This is a genomic window from Thainema salinarum CENA647 (assembly GCF_057732415.1).
In genome coordinates this window covers 2,044,540-2,056,255 of record NZ_JBYJZJ010000022.1, presented here as the reverse complement: position 1 = coordinate 2,056,255, position 11,716 = coordinate 2,044,540, and the positions used below count along the sequence as shown (strand labels likewise).

General features: G+C 48.5%; 15 protein-coding genes. 6 read left to right on the top strand and 9 right to left on the bottom strand.

The genetic code is table 11. The features are described from left to right. Positions 1-21 precede the first annotated feature (21 nt). The 4 genes from AC286M_RS15930 to AC286M_RS15915 all read right to left on the bottom strand — a co-directional run bounded on the left by AC286M_RS15930 (position 22) and on the right by AC286M_RS15915 (position 1,678). Positions 22-273, bottom strand: coding sequence for a UPF0175 family protein (locus tag AC286M_RS15930; RefSeq protein ID WP_488205324.1), 252 nt, complete (start codon positions 271-273; stop codon positions 22-24). Between the two features lie 142 nt (positions 274-415). Continuing rightward, positions 416-802, bottom strand: a complete 387-nt coding sequence (locus AC286M_RS15925) for a hypothetical protein (protein WP_488205323.1) — start codon at positions 800-802, stop codon at positions 416-418. Positions 803-953: 151 nt separating this feature from the next. After that, positions 954-1,424 carry a PIN domain-containing protein gene (locus AC286M_RS15920; protein WP_488208840.1) on the bottom strand — a complete coding sequence of 157 codons (471 nt, stop codon included), beginning with the start codon at positions 1,422-1,424 and terminating at the stop codon, positions 954-956. A gap of 5 nt (positions 1,425-1,429) precedes the next feature. Further along, positions 1,430-1,678, bottom strand: a complete 249-nt coding sequence (locus tag AC286M_RS15915; protein WP_488205322.1) for a hypothetical protein — start codon at positions 1,676-1,678, stop codon at positions 1,430-1,432. 312 nt (positions 1,679-1,990) lie between these two features. Between AC286M_RS15915 and AC286M_RS15910 the strand changes: the two genes are divergently transcribed. Continuing rightward, positions 1,991-3,193, top strand: a complete 1,203-nt coding sequence (locus tag AC286M_RS15910) for a hypothetical protein (RefSeq protein ID WP_488205321.1) — start codon at positions 1,991-1,993, stop codon at positions 3,191-3,193. A gap of 31 nt (positions 3,194-3,224) precedes the next feature. Here the strand turns inward: AC286M_RS15910 and AC286M_RS15905 are convergent, their stop codons facing one another. Together AC286M_RS15905 and AC286M_RS15900 are read right to left on the bottom strand one after the other, a co-directional pair. Then, positions 3,225-3,458, bottom strand: a complete 234-nt coding sequence (locus AC286M_RS15905; protein WP_488205320.1) for a helix-turn-helix transcriptional regulator — start codon at positions 3,456-3,458, stop codon at positions 3,225-3,227. 8 nt (positions 3,459-3,466) lie between these two features. Then, positions 3,467-3,691 (bottom strand): helix-turn-helix transcriptional regulator, encoded by a 225-nt coding sequence (locus AC286M_RS15900; RefSeq protein ID WP_488205319.1) that lies wholly within the window; start codon positions 3,689-3,691, stop codon positions 3,467-3,469. Between the two features lie 157 nt (positions 3,692-3,848). On the opposite strand from AC286M_RS15900, the gene AC286M_RS15895 reads away from it, so the two are divergent. The 3 genes from AC286M_RS15895 (at position 3,849) to AC286M_RS15885 (ending at position 5,718) form a co-directional block, all read left to right on the top strand. Further along, entirely contained in the window at positions 3,849-4,127 is a 279-nt protein-coding gene (locus tag AC286M_RS15895; protein WP_488205318.1) for a hypothetical protein, read from the top strand. A 22-nt stretch (positions 4,128-4,149) separates the two neighbouring features. Further along, on the top strand, positions 4,150-4,326 hold the full coding sequence (locus AC286M_RS15890) for a PCP reductase family protein (RefSeq protein ID WP_488205317.1): 177 nt from the start codon (positions 4,150-4,152) through the stop codon (positions 4,324-4,326). Between the two features lie 825 nt (positions 4,327-5,151). After that, positions 5,152-5,718, top strand: a complete 567-nt coding sequence (locus tag AC286M_RS15885) for a DNA-3-methyladenine glycosylase I (RefSeq protein WP_488205316.1) — start codon at positions 5,152-5,154, stop codon at positions 5,716-5,718. Here AC286M_RS15885 and AC286M_RS15880 read toward each other — a convergent pair. The 3 genes from AC286M_RS15880 to menA form a co-directional block, all read right to left on the bottom strand. Continuing rightward, positions 5,715-7,250, bottom strand: a complete 1,536-nt coding sequence (locus AC286M_RS15880) for a 2-succinylbenzoate--CoA ligase (protein ID WP_488205315.1) — start codon at positions 7,248-7,250, stop codon at positions 5,715-5,717. The genes AC286M_RS15885 and AC286M_RS15880 overlap by 4 nt on opposite strands. An 88-nt stretch (positions 7,251-7,338) precedes the next feature. Then, the gene (locus AC286M_RS15875; protein ID WP_488205314.1) at positions 7,339-8,349 is read right to left on the bottom strand and encodes an o-succinylbenzoate synthase; all 1,011 of its coding nucleotides are present in this window, start codon (positions 8,347-8,349) and stop codon (positions 7,339-7,341) included. 31 nt (positions 8,350-8,380) lie between these two features. Continuing rightward, positions 8,381-9,427: a 2-carboxy-1,4-naphthoquinone phytyltransferase gene (gene menA, locus AC286M_RS15870; RefSeq protein WP_488205313.1), complete on the bottom strand. Its 1,047-nt coding sequence runs from the start codon at positions 9,425-9,427 to the stop codon at positions 8,381-8,383. 294 nt (positions 9,428-9,721) lie between these two features. Here menA and AC286M_RS15865 point away from each other — a divergent pair, with 294 nt between their 5' ends. Continuing rightward, positions 9,722-10,534, top strand: coding sequence for a Nif3-like dinuclear metal center hexameric protein (locus AC286M_RS15865; protein ID WP_488205312.1), 813 nt, complete (start codon positions 9,722-9,724; stop codon positions 10,532-10,534). 43 nt (positions 10,535-10,577) lie between these two features. Further along, entirely contained in the window at positions 10,578-11,708 is a 1,131-nt protein-coding gene (gene gcvT, locus AC286M_RS15860; RefSeq protein WP_488205311.1) for a glycine cleavage system aminomethyltransferase GcvT, read from the top strand. The last annotated feature ends 8 nt before the right edge of the window (positions 11,709-11,716 follow it).

The following is an 11,716-nucleotide window of genomic DNA, read 5'->3' as shown; positions in this document are numbered from 1 at the left end:
CTATCCGCAACGATTGCTGAGTTAGTCATCACTCAGCTCATCAGCTATTTGATCATCGTCTAGGTTAATCACTGGAATTTGTAGCCGACCCAGCTCGTACATAAATTGTAGTTTGCTCATATTGCAAAAGGTGGCGGCTTTGCCAAGGGAGAGTCGATGCAGTTCAAAGAGCTTGGCAGCAAGTAGAAAAGCCAGTTCTGCTTCTAGATCTTGAGGCGATTTACCGGATGTGATGAGTAAATCGTCGGGATAGGGAACGGATAGATTCGGCATAGCAGGAACGCTAATCAGAGTGGGATAAAAGCTGATGCTTAATTGTAGCCTCGGTTTTTTGGTGAAGCAGTTCGTTTGCTGGGTGCGATCTCAGTTTTGGGAAAGTGCGATCGCATAACAAGTACGCAACAAAGTAAGCAGCTTATTTCACAACCCACTTGCGTTTGGCGGTGTTAACAGTGTTGACTCCGGTAACAGCTATACAACCATTGAATAGATCTTGAGCCATCATCGGGATGAACCTCTCCATGTTTTGCTTATAGGCGGCGAACCATAGTTTTTTAAGTTTTTCTCGGCCTGCTTCGTTGATGTAGAGCGTTTTGTCGTCCTGAATCAGAACCATTGCGACGTGCCCATTGTTTTCGGTGATGACAATGACGTACTCGTTGCGATCGGCTTTAAGTTGGTCGTACCAGTAATCAATGTGTTCTTCGAGTTCGTATTCATAGAGCGAGCGATACATTTCCCCGTCTTCCAGAAATGCTTCGCGTAAGTTATCGATAATTTGCTTTTTGCTGCTCTTTGTCATGGTTAAAACTTGCTGAACTGCTTGATGTAACAGGGCTTGATATGCCAATGCTATCAAACAGATATTAGTTTGTTTCGCTTATATCATGTAGCGGCGAAGCAGTGCGTTTTCTAGGTGAGATCGTGCCCACTACAATCAAGCCAAGTTCCTGCTAATGGTTAAACAACTCTAATTGCTCGATGTGCTGATCTACGTTGATCAGAAAGTCGTCTGGGGAAACTGCAAGGACAGGAGACTCAATAAAGTCTTTTGTATTACGGGTCAAAATAATCTGTGCCTCTACTGAACAAGCTGCCTCACTGGTAACTGCGTCTTCAAAATCTGAAATGGAGCTTTGCAACGCAGCTTGGATGACCTGATTAGTAATATCGGCAACTTGAATACGCTGCATGAGCCTGGACAGTATTTCTCGTGCGGATTGACTGCCAATTTGCTTACGTAAAATGTAGAAAATGTTGGTTACGGCATGCCCTGCAACGTAACTTTTTGCCTGCGATCTCGTTACGGTATCCAGAGCTTGAGCGGAGGCCGCAACAAATGGTTGCCGATTGGCTAAAACATCGAGCAGAACGTCGCTATCAAACAAGATTCGCGTCAATGGAATATCGTTATAGATCAGCACCTGACTCAACTATATTTTTCCTCTAGATAATCAATATAGGTGTCCGTTGGGTCATCGGTATCGAGTTGCACTACACCGACTAGGCTTTGAGTCCAGGGATCGAGATTGGTGAGAAACTGTTCATCCAAATCGGGTGAAGTGTGGGTGTTCGACGCTGTTTCTTGCTGAATGGAAGCTAAAAGAGACTGGACAAGGTACCAGCGGTCTTGGAGGGGGAGCTGTAATATTTGCTGCTGCAATTCTTGTAGGGTCATCGCTGATAAGCCTTGGCCGGATGTCAATCTGTAATTAAAGCATAACCAATTGTCTACGAGGGAACGGAATAGCGCGATCGCACTTCCATACTTCAAAAACGCCATCGCACTTTGTTACATGCGATGGCCAAGATTTTCCCTGATTGCAGGCTTACAGCTAGAAGATTGGAGTCAGGCGAGTTAAAAAACATACATTGCGCCGGAAGCAGATTATTTTCAGTTATCTCCAGGGAATACTAAAAGGCGAAATGGGAAAACGCCCAAATCTCGTATAGTTACAGCAAAATAGCCCAAGTTAATAGGTGGTAACAGATGCTAGGTAGAGCTAATTACTCAAAGCTGATTATTGGAGATATAGAAAATCCTTTTGCTGAAATTGAGCCATTTGAGCCAGAAACACACCACGGAACTCATAAAAAGATTCCTTTGAATTCTACTCAAATGGGAGATCTGGGAGCCATTTTTCAGCATGTTCCAGGGCTTGCTAGCAATCTTCTTACTGCTACCAGCAACACCTACGTCATGCGATTTTCACCTGAAGTTGCGAAGGGAATAGCAGATGGAACATATTCCATAATGAAGGCTACTGAAGGAGGAGTGAGAGCGATCGCTGTAGATTCTCAAGGAAGAATAGTAGGACAAGCTGCTTTATTACCTACGTCAAGTCTTCAACTAGCAGCAGCCGTCACAGTTGTATGGCAAGGTTTAGCTATCATCACAGCACAACATTATTTGTCAGAAATAAACTCTAAACTAGAAGACATCAAAAAAGAGCTGATCGCAATTAAGGAGCATATGGAGGCTAAAGATTATGCAGTTTTGCAGAGCAGCTTGAAGCAAATCAAAGAAATCAGCTTGGCACTTGAAAGCCCTGATCTAGATAAAGATGAAAGAATTGCTAGTATCAATACGCTTAAGGAAATCGAGCGAGACTGTGGAGAAGTTTATTGCATTTACTACAAACTGATGGAAAAGAAATTTCAGATTTTCAAAAATTCTGATTTTTCTAACTTTTGGCAACCCAAGTTTGGAAAAGCAATCAGAAAGGGAATAGGTTATGTAAGTTATGCAGAAGTTGCAGTCAAAGCCATTTTTGTTCAAATGCTAGCTGTATTCTTACGTTGCTCAATACCTGGAAATAGACTAGCGAAAACTCATGCATTAGAAATTTTAAGAAAAGATCTAGATGCTTGGCTTTCCTTGCAAAACAAATTCCATTCTTTATTCCAAGACAAAATAATTAATGATGCAGATTCCTTTGTTCCTGTAGATATGATTCAAAGTTTCTTTGGGCAGGGCAAACCTCTAGCAAAAGTACGAAGACAAATCCTGGATGGAGCAACGGAAAAGAAAGATGAGGCAATGGAAATTCATCACAGCTTAAAGTTGGCAATAGAAGACAAGCTAGATCTCTTATCAGGTGACACATTACAAGCACTGCAAATGGCTTTGTCAATTACAGTAGATAGTAACTACCGTGTAACTCAAGTCCGTGAGTATAAATCAAGCAACTAGCCTAAGAAGATCAGCTGGAAAGACTGGGGCTTTAGCCAACTGGCCCCAAATCATCTGGTAGGTCTTCAATCGTCCACTGCAAAATGCGACAGAGCGCTTTAACCTGCGGCAGTGTTAGCTTCGCTTCCTTATAGCGCCCCGTTTCCCAATTGCTCACCGTCTGCACTGACACATTCGCCGCCGTTGCAACATCTCGCTGCGTCAAACCCAGCTCCTCGCGGCGCTGCTTTAATACTGATTCAGATGCGGACGGGTTCTCTGTCATCAAAACATCTACTGCGATTTCTCAGTTGCCTGCACTAGCTCTTCCATTGAGCAATTCAGTAGCTCAATCAGCTTTTGCACCTGAGCCACCGTCATCTTTGGCGTCTTTGAACTCGTTTCCCACACGTAAATTGTTTTTTCCGTAACCCCTAGCGCCAATGCCACTTCACGGCGCGTCAAATTCGCACGATTACGCAAATCCATCAGAGAGACTTGATCGCTCTGGTTCGTCATACTATACTGCTTGGTAATTACCGTTCGGTATAGAAAGAACGGTATAGTCAACTAATATTCAACTGGCAAGTCGTCCCAGAAGCCGGGGCTTCGAGCCGATTGCCTTATTTAGTTTCTCATCAAGTGGTGAGCCTGTCGCCCATCGCTGCAAATTCGTGTGTCTGGAAATACCCTTATGAACTACCGCGATCAACTCCATCCTTGGTGCATCATCCGCCTGCTGCCCAAAGCCCAGCGCATCACCATCGCCCGCTTCCGCCAGCGCAGTGCCGCCGAAGAACACCTCAAAGCCCTGCGTCGCCTCATGTCCAACGCCATCTTCGTCATTCTCTTCGAGTCACCCCAGCCTTCGTCTAAACTGTTCAGTTCTTCTGAGACAGACCCGCAAAACCCGTGCCGCTCTCAGCTTAAGATGGATAATCAACCTGAACGTTAACGAATAATCGGAGGAGAACGGTATGAGTGATGCGATCGCATGGACAGAAGAAGCAAAAGCACGACTAAAAGAAATTCCCTTTTTTGTGCGTCCGGCTGCCCGCAAGAAAATTGAAAAGTTTGCTCAAGAAATGGGAGCCACGCAAATTACCGAAGAAGTCTATGAACAAGCCAAGCAAAAATTTGGCTCAAATGAGTGACAATCAAACGAACTAGGGTTGAAAGATTCAAGAATTGGGCTCAATTTAATGAAGAGTTTTTGAGCGGAAGACTTGAATTGGGATCATCTAAAATCCCGCATTTAAAAGCGCAACAGCATCCGATTCAATCAACCTAAACATTTCCTTCCATTCATTAATACTATCTAGAGCTGAATCTCAAGCCTTGGCCAGTTAAGCGCTGTGTCGTTCGATTGAAATAGCCTTGGCGAGATGCAGTACTCTCTAAGTGATGAAATAGGAAACGTTGGCGATTCGTTTGGATGCTGTTGCGAGTTGACTATCCAGTGAATCTAATTCGGAGTTTATACGAACCTCCTATTACGCTGTGGACTGGACTTTGAAAGTAGAAGCTTTTTGCTTCTGTCTGTGAGTAGAAGCTGTTCGCTTCTGTTATTAGAATACTGCGATTTTTTCTAAGATTGGGTGAATGAGAACAAAGTTTACGATAGCGAGAGTAAGCCTCTCATTTCCCTGTTTGATTCACTGATCGCACCAAAACCTAAAGCTTTATCTCCTTGTCACACGATTGACATAGGAGGTTCATAACCGCTGCTTATATTAAGGATGTCAGCCCAAGAAGCACCACAATTGCTTCTCACACCACGCTCCTTCACGTTGACGACTTGGGCTGACCTTCATCTTTTAGAGTTCACACCTCACACCCACAGCTCAGAGGAGTTCTTCGCCAGCCATGTGTCGGCAACAGAACTCCTCTATTTTTGTTTTTGGGTGCAAAACGGGCGTCTATGCCATATAGTCGTAATACCAGCCAAACTGGTACAAATAGACCAGCAGGATAGACAAATGGGCAACCGCTGTGCGTGGGTTGGCGATGACCCGCTGATGATTGAATATCATGACCAGGAATGGGGCGTCCCGGTGCATGATGATCGACACTTCTTTGAAAAAATCATCCTCGACGGAGCGCAGGCTGGCTTAAGCTGGCGCACCATTCTGCACAAGCGCGAAAACTACCGCAACGCCTTTGACAACTTCGACCCGCAAAAAGTCGCCCAGTACGATGACGCTAAGTACCAAACCCTGCTCCAAAATCCCGGTATCGTCCGCAATCGCCTCAAAGTCGCCTCCGCCATCACTAATGCCCAAGCCTTTCTAGCCGTCCAGTCCGAATTCGGCAGTTTTGACCACTACATTTGGCAGTTCGTTGACAACAAAACCATTCAAAACACCTGGCAAACCCCAGAGCAAGTCCCCGCCACCTCTCCAGAGTCCGACGCCCTCAGCAAAGATCTGAAAAAACGCGGCTTCAAGTTTGTCGGCTCCACCATCTGCTACGCCTTCATGCAGGCAGCCGGACTAGTGAATGACCATACGGTTGACTGCTTTCGGCACAGTGAATTGCGAGTCTAGAGAGCCAACTGCGATCGCACAATTTTCCCCTGAGCATTACGCGGCAACTGCTCCACCATCAGCCAGCGCTTGGGATGTTTATACTTGCTGAGTTGAGTTGCGATCGCGCTTCGTAACTTCTGCTCAATTCTCTCCCGATCGGTATCAACTCCCGGCACCCAAATCGCCGTCACAGCTTGCCCCCACTCAGCATCCGGTACACCCACCACGCAGACATCAGCAACCAAACCTGTCGCTCGAATCACCGCTTCCACTTCCTCCGGAAACACGTTTTCGCCACCCGTAATGATCTTGGTGCTGTTGCGGCCCACGATATGGAGATTGCCATCAGCGTCGAGATAGCCTTGGTCGTCGGGTTGGAAGGAGTGGATGGGTGGGAGGGTGGATGGGTGGATGGGTGGATGGGTGATGGGGAGAAAGTTGGTTGTCGGTTGGAGCGACAAATAGCCGAAAGCTAGGGATTTTGCTTGAATTCTGATCTGTCCGGGCTGGCCGGGAGGCAAGATGGCTCCGGTTTCGTCATGAATTGTGATCTCAGCATGGGGAAGCACCCGACCGCAGCTTTCGTTTCCAGCTAGGAAATCTTGAGGTTGCAGCGTGGCAACCTGGGATGCGGTTTCAGTCATGCCGTAGGTGGGAGCCAACGGCAACCCCAACTGACGCGCCTGACTGAACAACTGCGGCCAAGCCGCTCCACCGCCAAGGAGTATGGCTTTCAGTGTAGCGAGCCAGGGGAGGAGGGGCAAGGGTGAATGGGGTGAGGAGTGAGGAGTGCGGAGCGAGGGAGTAGATGGGTGGATGGGTGGATGGGTAGATAAATTTTGAGCTTTGAGCTTTGAGTTTTGAGTGAGTAGGAGGCGTTGGAGTTGGGTGGGGACGAGGGAGAGGAACCAGTTAGAGTCTGCTGTCTCGGGGAGAATTGCATATTGTCCCTGCTGGAGTTCGCGAAAGGGTTGGATGATCAGTTGGCCACCAGAAATTAGCGATCGCAACACCTGCATCAAGCCGCTCACGTGATACAGCGGCAGCGTACAGTAGCACGACACGGCATCCACCTGAAAATGTTGCTGAAAGCCTCGCACAGAAGCGGTTAGCGTGTCCCAGGTATGAATTGCAAACTTGATGTCTCCGGATGATCCGCCTGTGGGGATGAGAATGGCGTTGCGGGGGAGGGTTGATGGTGAGTTGGTTAATAGTGAATGGTGAATGGTTGGTGATTGAAAAATGGAGAGGGGAGTATCTGACCAGATGATGTCCGGTTTGATGAGTTGGGCCACCTGCTGCCATTCGCGATCGCGCCAGCCCGGATTTGCCAAAACCAGCGCACAATCCTGACTTCCCGCCGCCAGCAATCCCGCCAGAAACCGCACAGGCTCCGCCTCCACCAGCAGAACAACAGGTTGAGCATTCCGTAATTTAACCTGATCTAGCTCCCGCCACTTCGCCTCAATCAAGCGCTGCAAAGCATCCAGATCACCATTAATCCACCAGTTCTTCAGCCAACACCCCTCCAAATACGAAGCCCAGTCCATCTACACCTAAACCCCAATTCTTTACAACCCATCCACTCATCTACCCATCCATCCATCTACCCATCTACCCATCTACCCATCCACCCATCTACCCTCCCACTCTCTCCCACAATTCCTCCGCCTCCAACCCATCCCAATCATCCCCAAACCAATGCCCTACGCCAAAGCCAACCGCCAGATCTGGGGAGTTTAAATCCACAGCTAAGCTCAATGCCGACTGTCTACCAATAACTGTTTCAAAAACGGTCGAAAATACCAAACGAATCGGATGCTGCTGACAGAACTGGTGCAGTTTCCGGGGTGAACCTGCGATCGCAGATTTAACCACAAAAATTCCTCGCCAGCCTTTCTGATAACAATCCTGTAACTGCGTCAGCGTCGCCACCGATTCATCTAGTGCCAGCGGCGTTTGATACTGCTCCGCCAGGGTTTGCATGGATATAAATTGATCAACAGATAACGGTTGTTCTAGGAACTCGATAAGGTTGCGATCGCACCATTCCAACCAGTGATGCGCGTCTTCTATAGTCAGTCCACCATTTGCATCAAGCCGCAGTTTTATATCAGGTGAAAAACGCTGAATTAACTCATTGAGCCAAGCTTGTTCCACAACCCAATCTGCCACGCCAATTTTGACTTTGAACGTACGATAGCCCTGCTGATACAGCGATGAATAGGAAGTTAACGCCGCTTTTCCAGTGGGCAAAAGCCCACAGAATTCAAGCGAATTAGAGAAAAGAAAAGAATGAGTCAGAGGTGCAATTCTCTTTAAGGCAGCAGAATTAAACGCCGATTCAAAACCCATCTGAGTCGCAGGCAGCGTATCCGGAATCTGATTAACACAATCAGGCGTCAGCGTCTGAGGCAGTTGCTCACAAAAGGCCAGCGCATCTGCAAGGGATTCGGAGCCAAACCACTCTAACGGCGCAATCTCACCAAAACCGACTTCCCCTTGCTCATCCGTAACCTTGAGCAAAATTCCTTCCCGCACTGTCCAAGCACCATGATGCGATCGCAAAGGTTGCCGAAACGAACGACGATAGGGCAAATACTCAATCGCCACCTGACCCATCTCAACTAAGCAATCACCATCAACCATCAACTATTAACCATCAACCACTCACCATCACCTACCCCAAAACAAACCCCAAACACAACAAAACACCGCTAACAAAGTGAAAATGAATTGCATAAAATTTGCAGTTACTGACTCGCTCTGGCTGATCGTGGTTCTGTGACACATGGCGATAGAGCCGAACAGCTAGCGGAAAACTCAATACGGTAATCAGTGTCCAAGCAGGAAATAAACCTGCCAAAACACAACCAATAATGTAAACAAAAACACTGCCACAAATCCACGTTAAAAGTTCCGAGCCTCGTAACGTTCCCAAACGGACAATGGGTGATGTTTTTCCAGCTTGAATATCGTCTTCTACCTGATGGAAATGGGAGCAGAATAAGACTAAGCTTGTTGTGATTCCCAATGGGATTGATGCAGCTAAACTGTTCCAAGACCAAGATTGAGCTTGGCTATAGTAAACGGCTGCAAGCCCCACTGGGCCAAAGGCAAAGAAGCATAGAATTTCGCCTAATCCTTGATATCCCAAGCGAAACGGTGGCCCCTGATAGGCATAGCCCAAGAAGCAACACAGCAAAATTAAACCTAAAACAGTAAAGTCTTTCTGCCAAACTGAAATACTAATAATCCCGGCAATACCTAGCGCTAAAAGCAAATTACCGACAGCAAAAACAAGATTCTTTCTTTGCGTTAAATTCACCAGCGAGTGATGCTTATTCTGATCAATTCCAGTTTCAGAATCAAATACATCATTACTAATATTTTCCCAGGCTAAGATTAGGATGGCCGCAATACAAAAAACACTAAAGATTGCCCCATTGAATAGGCCCGTTGTGTAGTAAGCAACTGCCGTTCCGAGACAAATCGGCATAATCGCTACACTATACATTGGCGGTTTGATGGCAGCCATCCAGAGCTTACGTCGAGAGGGCAGCGGCGCAACGTGAACGGAATCATTTAGTACGTCATCGAATACGTCAGGTGCTGGAGTTGTCTTTAGGGATGGGTTGGTCATAGCAGGTGATTTGGACGGGTATAAAAGCTGATGGGCGGTGCCACCCTGCATTTGGAAAGATGATTGTGGCGTTGATTCACTCAATCAGCATCTCCCGTTGCTTCCCATTTCGTTGCGAATTTTCAAAAAAGTTTATAGGGGGTGAGAGGGTGGATGGGTGGATGGGTAGGAGAGGGTGAGGGTGTAAAGGGCTGTAGAGGCTGTAGAGGGAGTTGAAAAGACCAAGTTGTAAAACTTCCGGGGCTTGCAGGATGTAGGAGGAAGCGCGGTAGGATTGCGGCAGAAGATAAGGACAATTGCCAATTGCACGGAATTACAGCGATCGCACTTTCGAATCACATGAATCATTGCGATCGCAAAAACTGAACGGTGAGATCTATGAACATTGCAGACCTAATTCAGCAGTTTGAAGCTTGGGCCAATCCGGCTTGGCAGGAAGACTGGGATAACTGTGGCTGGCAGGTGCAGCCTGGAATTCTAGACCAAGACGCGCGAGTGCTGGTGTGTCTGACGCCGACGCTGGCGGTGATGCAAGATGCGATCGCACGTTGCCAAGCGGGAACACCCGTCAACCTGATTTTTGCTCACCATCCGCTGATCTTCAGTCCCGTTAAGTCGCTGCAACCGGGAAATCCCGTCGCTGACATGGTGGCGCTGGCCTACGAGCACCGGATCGGCGTATATACGGCTCATACCAACTTTGACCAGGTAGCAGACGGAACGGCGGACGTGCTGGCCCAGCTATTGAACTTACAGGACTCGCAACCCGTAGTGCCGACTCAAGACGGCCTGGGTTACGGTCGCGTTGGCAACCTCTCTCCGGCCCTGTCGCTGGACGAACTGCTCAGCCAAATTCAGCAAACGCTCAATCCGCCGGACTTAATCTACTCACCAGCCGCCGATCTGGATCAGCCCATCAATCGCTTAGCCGTCCTGGGCGGTTCAGGAGCCAGCTTTCTCTCCGCCGTCGCCAAAACCGGAGCGCAAGCCTATCTCACCTCCGACTGCAAGTTTCACCAATTTCAAGAAGCCCGCGATCGCAACATTGTCCTCATCGATGCTGGACATTACGCTACCGAGCGACCAGCCTGTGCAAGATTAGTCAAACGTCTAGAAGCAATCGGTGTAAACTGGGCACAGCTTAGCGATCAGGATGAAGATTTTCGCCAATTTTTCCAATCTGAGCGCTAATCCCTGCCCCGATCAATGCGTTCAACACCGATAAACAATCTTCATGACTGAATCGAACCCAACTCCGGCTGAAACCCAAACGCTGCTGCAAACGCCGCTCTACAAAGAAGCCCTGAAACTGAAAGGGCGAATGGTCGATTTTTCGGGTTGGGAAATGGCCGTCCAGTACAGCGGCATTCGCCAAGAGCATGAAGCGGTACGGCAAAATGCAGGCGTGTTTGACATCTCCCACATGGGCAAGTTCACGCTGGTCGGCAACAATCTGATCGAACATCTGCAAGCACTAGTGCCCACCGATTTGAGCAAGCTCAAACCCGGTCGCGCCCAGTACACCGTCCTGCTCAACGAAAACGCAGGCATCATCGACGACCTGATTATTTACTATCAAGCGACGGACGACGAAAAGCGCGATCGCATTTTCCTGATCGTCAACGCCGCCACCACCAGCAAAGACAAGTACTGGCTACTCGATCACCTGCCTCAAGGGCAAGTCGCCTTCACCGATCTCTCACGGGACAACGCCCTACTTGCCGTCCAGGGGCCAAATGCGGTCAAAAAGCTGCAAACCATCGCTGAAGCGGATTTATCCAAAGTCAAACGCTTCGCCCACATCGAGACTCGGCTCGCAGGCTACGACGCCTTCATGGCCCGCACGGGCTACACAGGCGAAGACGGCTTCGAAATCATGGTAGACAACAGCGACGCCACGAAACTGTGGCGGATACTCCTCGATTTGGACATCATCCCCTGCGGCCTGGGCGCACGGGACACTCTCCGTCTTGAAGCCGCACTAGCCCTCTACGGTCAGGATATCGGCGACACCACCACTCCCCTAGAAGCAGGCTTAGGCTGGCTGGTGCATCTGGATCGCAAGGGCGATTTCATTGGTCGCTCCGTCTTGGAAAAGCAGCAAGAAAATGGCGTGGAACGCTGTCTCGTTGGCCTACAAATGCGGGGCCGCAATATCGCCCGTCATGACTACTTCGTCCTACACGAGGGCACCTCCGTCGGTATCGTCACCAGCGGCACCCTCGCACCCACAGTCGGTCAGCCAATTGCACTGGCCTACGTCCCCACAGAACTCAGTAAGGTCGGCCAGGAGCTTGAAGTCGAAATTCGCGGTAAAACCTATCCCACCAAAGTCGTGAAGCGCCCATTCTATCGAGCCGATTAGGTAATTGA

Coding starts and splice junctions, on each gene's coding strand:
- AC286M_RS15905 (WP_488205320.1), bottom strand. CDS start 3,458: ATGACAGAGAACCCGTCCGCATCTGAATCAGTATTAAAGCAGCGCCGC.
- AC286M_RS15875 (WP_488205314.1), bottom strand. CDS start 8,349: ATGGTTGATGGTGATTGCTTAGTTGAGATGGGTCAGGTGGCGATTGAG.
- AC286M_RS15910 (WP_488205321.1), top strand. CDS start 1,991: ATGCTAGGTAGAGCTAATTACTCAAAGCTGATTATTGGAGATATAGAA.
- gcvT (WP_488205311.1), top strand. CDS start 10,578: ATGACTGAATCGAACCCAACTCCGGCTGAAACCCAAACGCTGCTGCAA.
- AC286M_RS15885 (WP_488205316.1), top strand. CDS start 5,152: ATGGGCAACCGCTGTGCGTGGGTTGGCGATGACCCGCTGATGATTGAA.
- AC286M_RS15900 (WP_488205319.1), bottom strand. CDS start 3,691: ATGACGAACCAGAGCGATCAAGTCTCTCTGATGGATTTGCGTAATCGT.
- AC286M_RS15915 (WP_488205322.1), bottom strand. CDS start 1,678: ATGACCCTACAAGAATTGCAGCAGCAAATATTACAGCTCCCCCTCCAA.
- AC286M_RS15890 (WP_488205317.1), top strand. CDS start 4,150: ATGAGTGATGCGATCGCATGGACAGAAGAAGCAAAAGCACGACTAAAA.
- AC286M_RS15925 (WP_488205323.1), bottom strand. CDS start 802: ATGACAAAGAGCAGCAAAAAGCAAATTATCGATAACTTACGCGAAGCA.
- AC286M_RS15865 (WP_488205312.1), top strand. CDS start 9,722: ATGAACATTGCAGACCTAATTCAGCAGTTTGAAGCTTGGGCCAATCCG.
- AC286M_RS15880 (WP_488205315.1), bottom strand. CDS start 7,250: ATGGACTGGGCTTCGTATTTGGAGGGGTGTTGGCTGAAGAACTGGTGG.
- AC286M_RS15930 (WP_488205324.1), bottom strand. CDS start 273: ATGCCGAATCTATCCGTTCCCTATCCCGACGATTTACTCATCACATCC.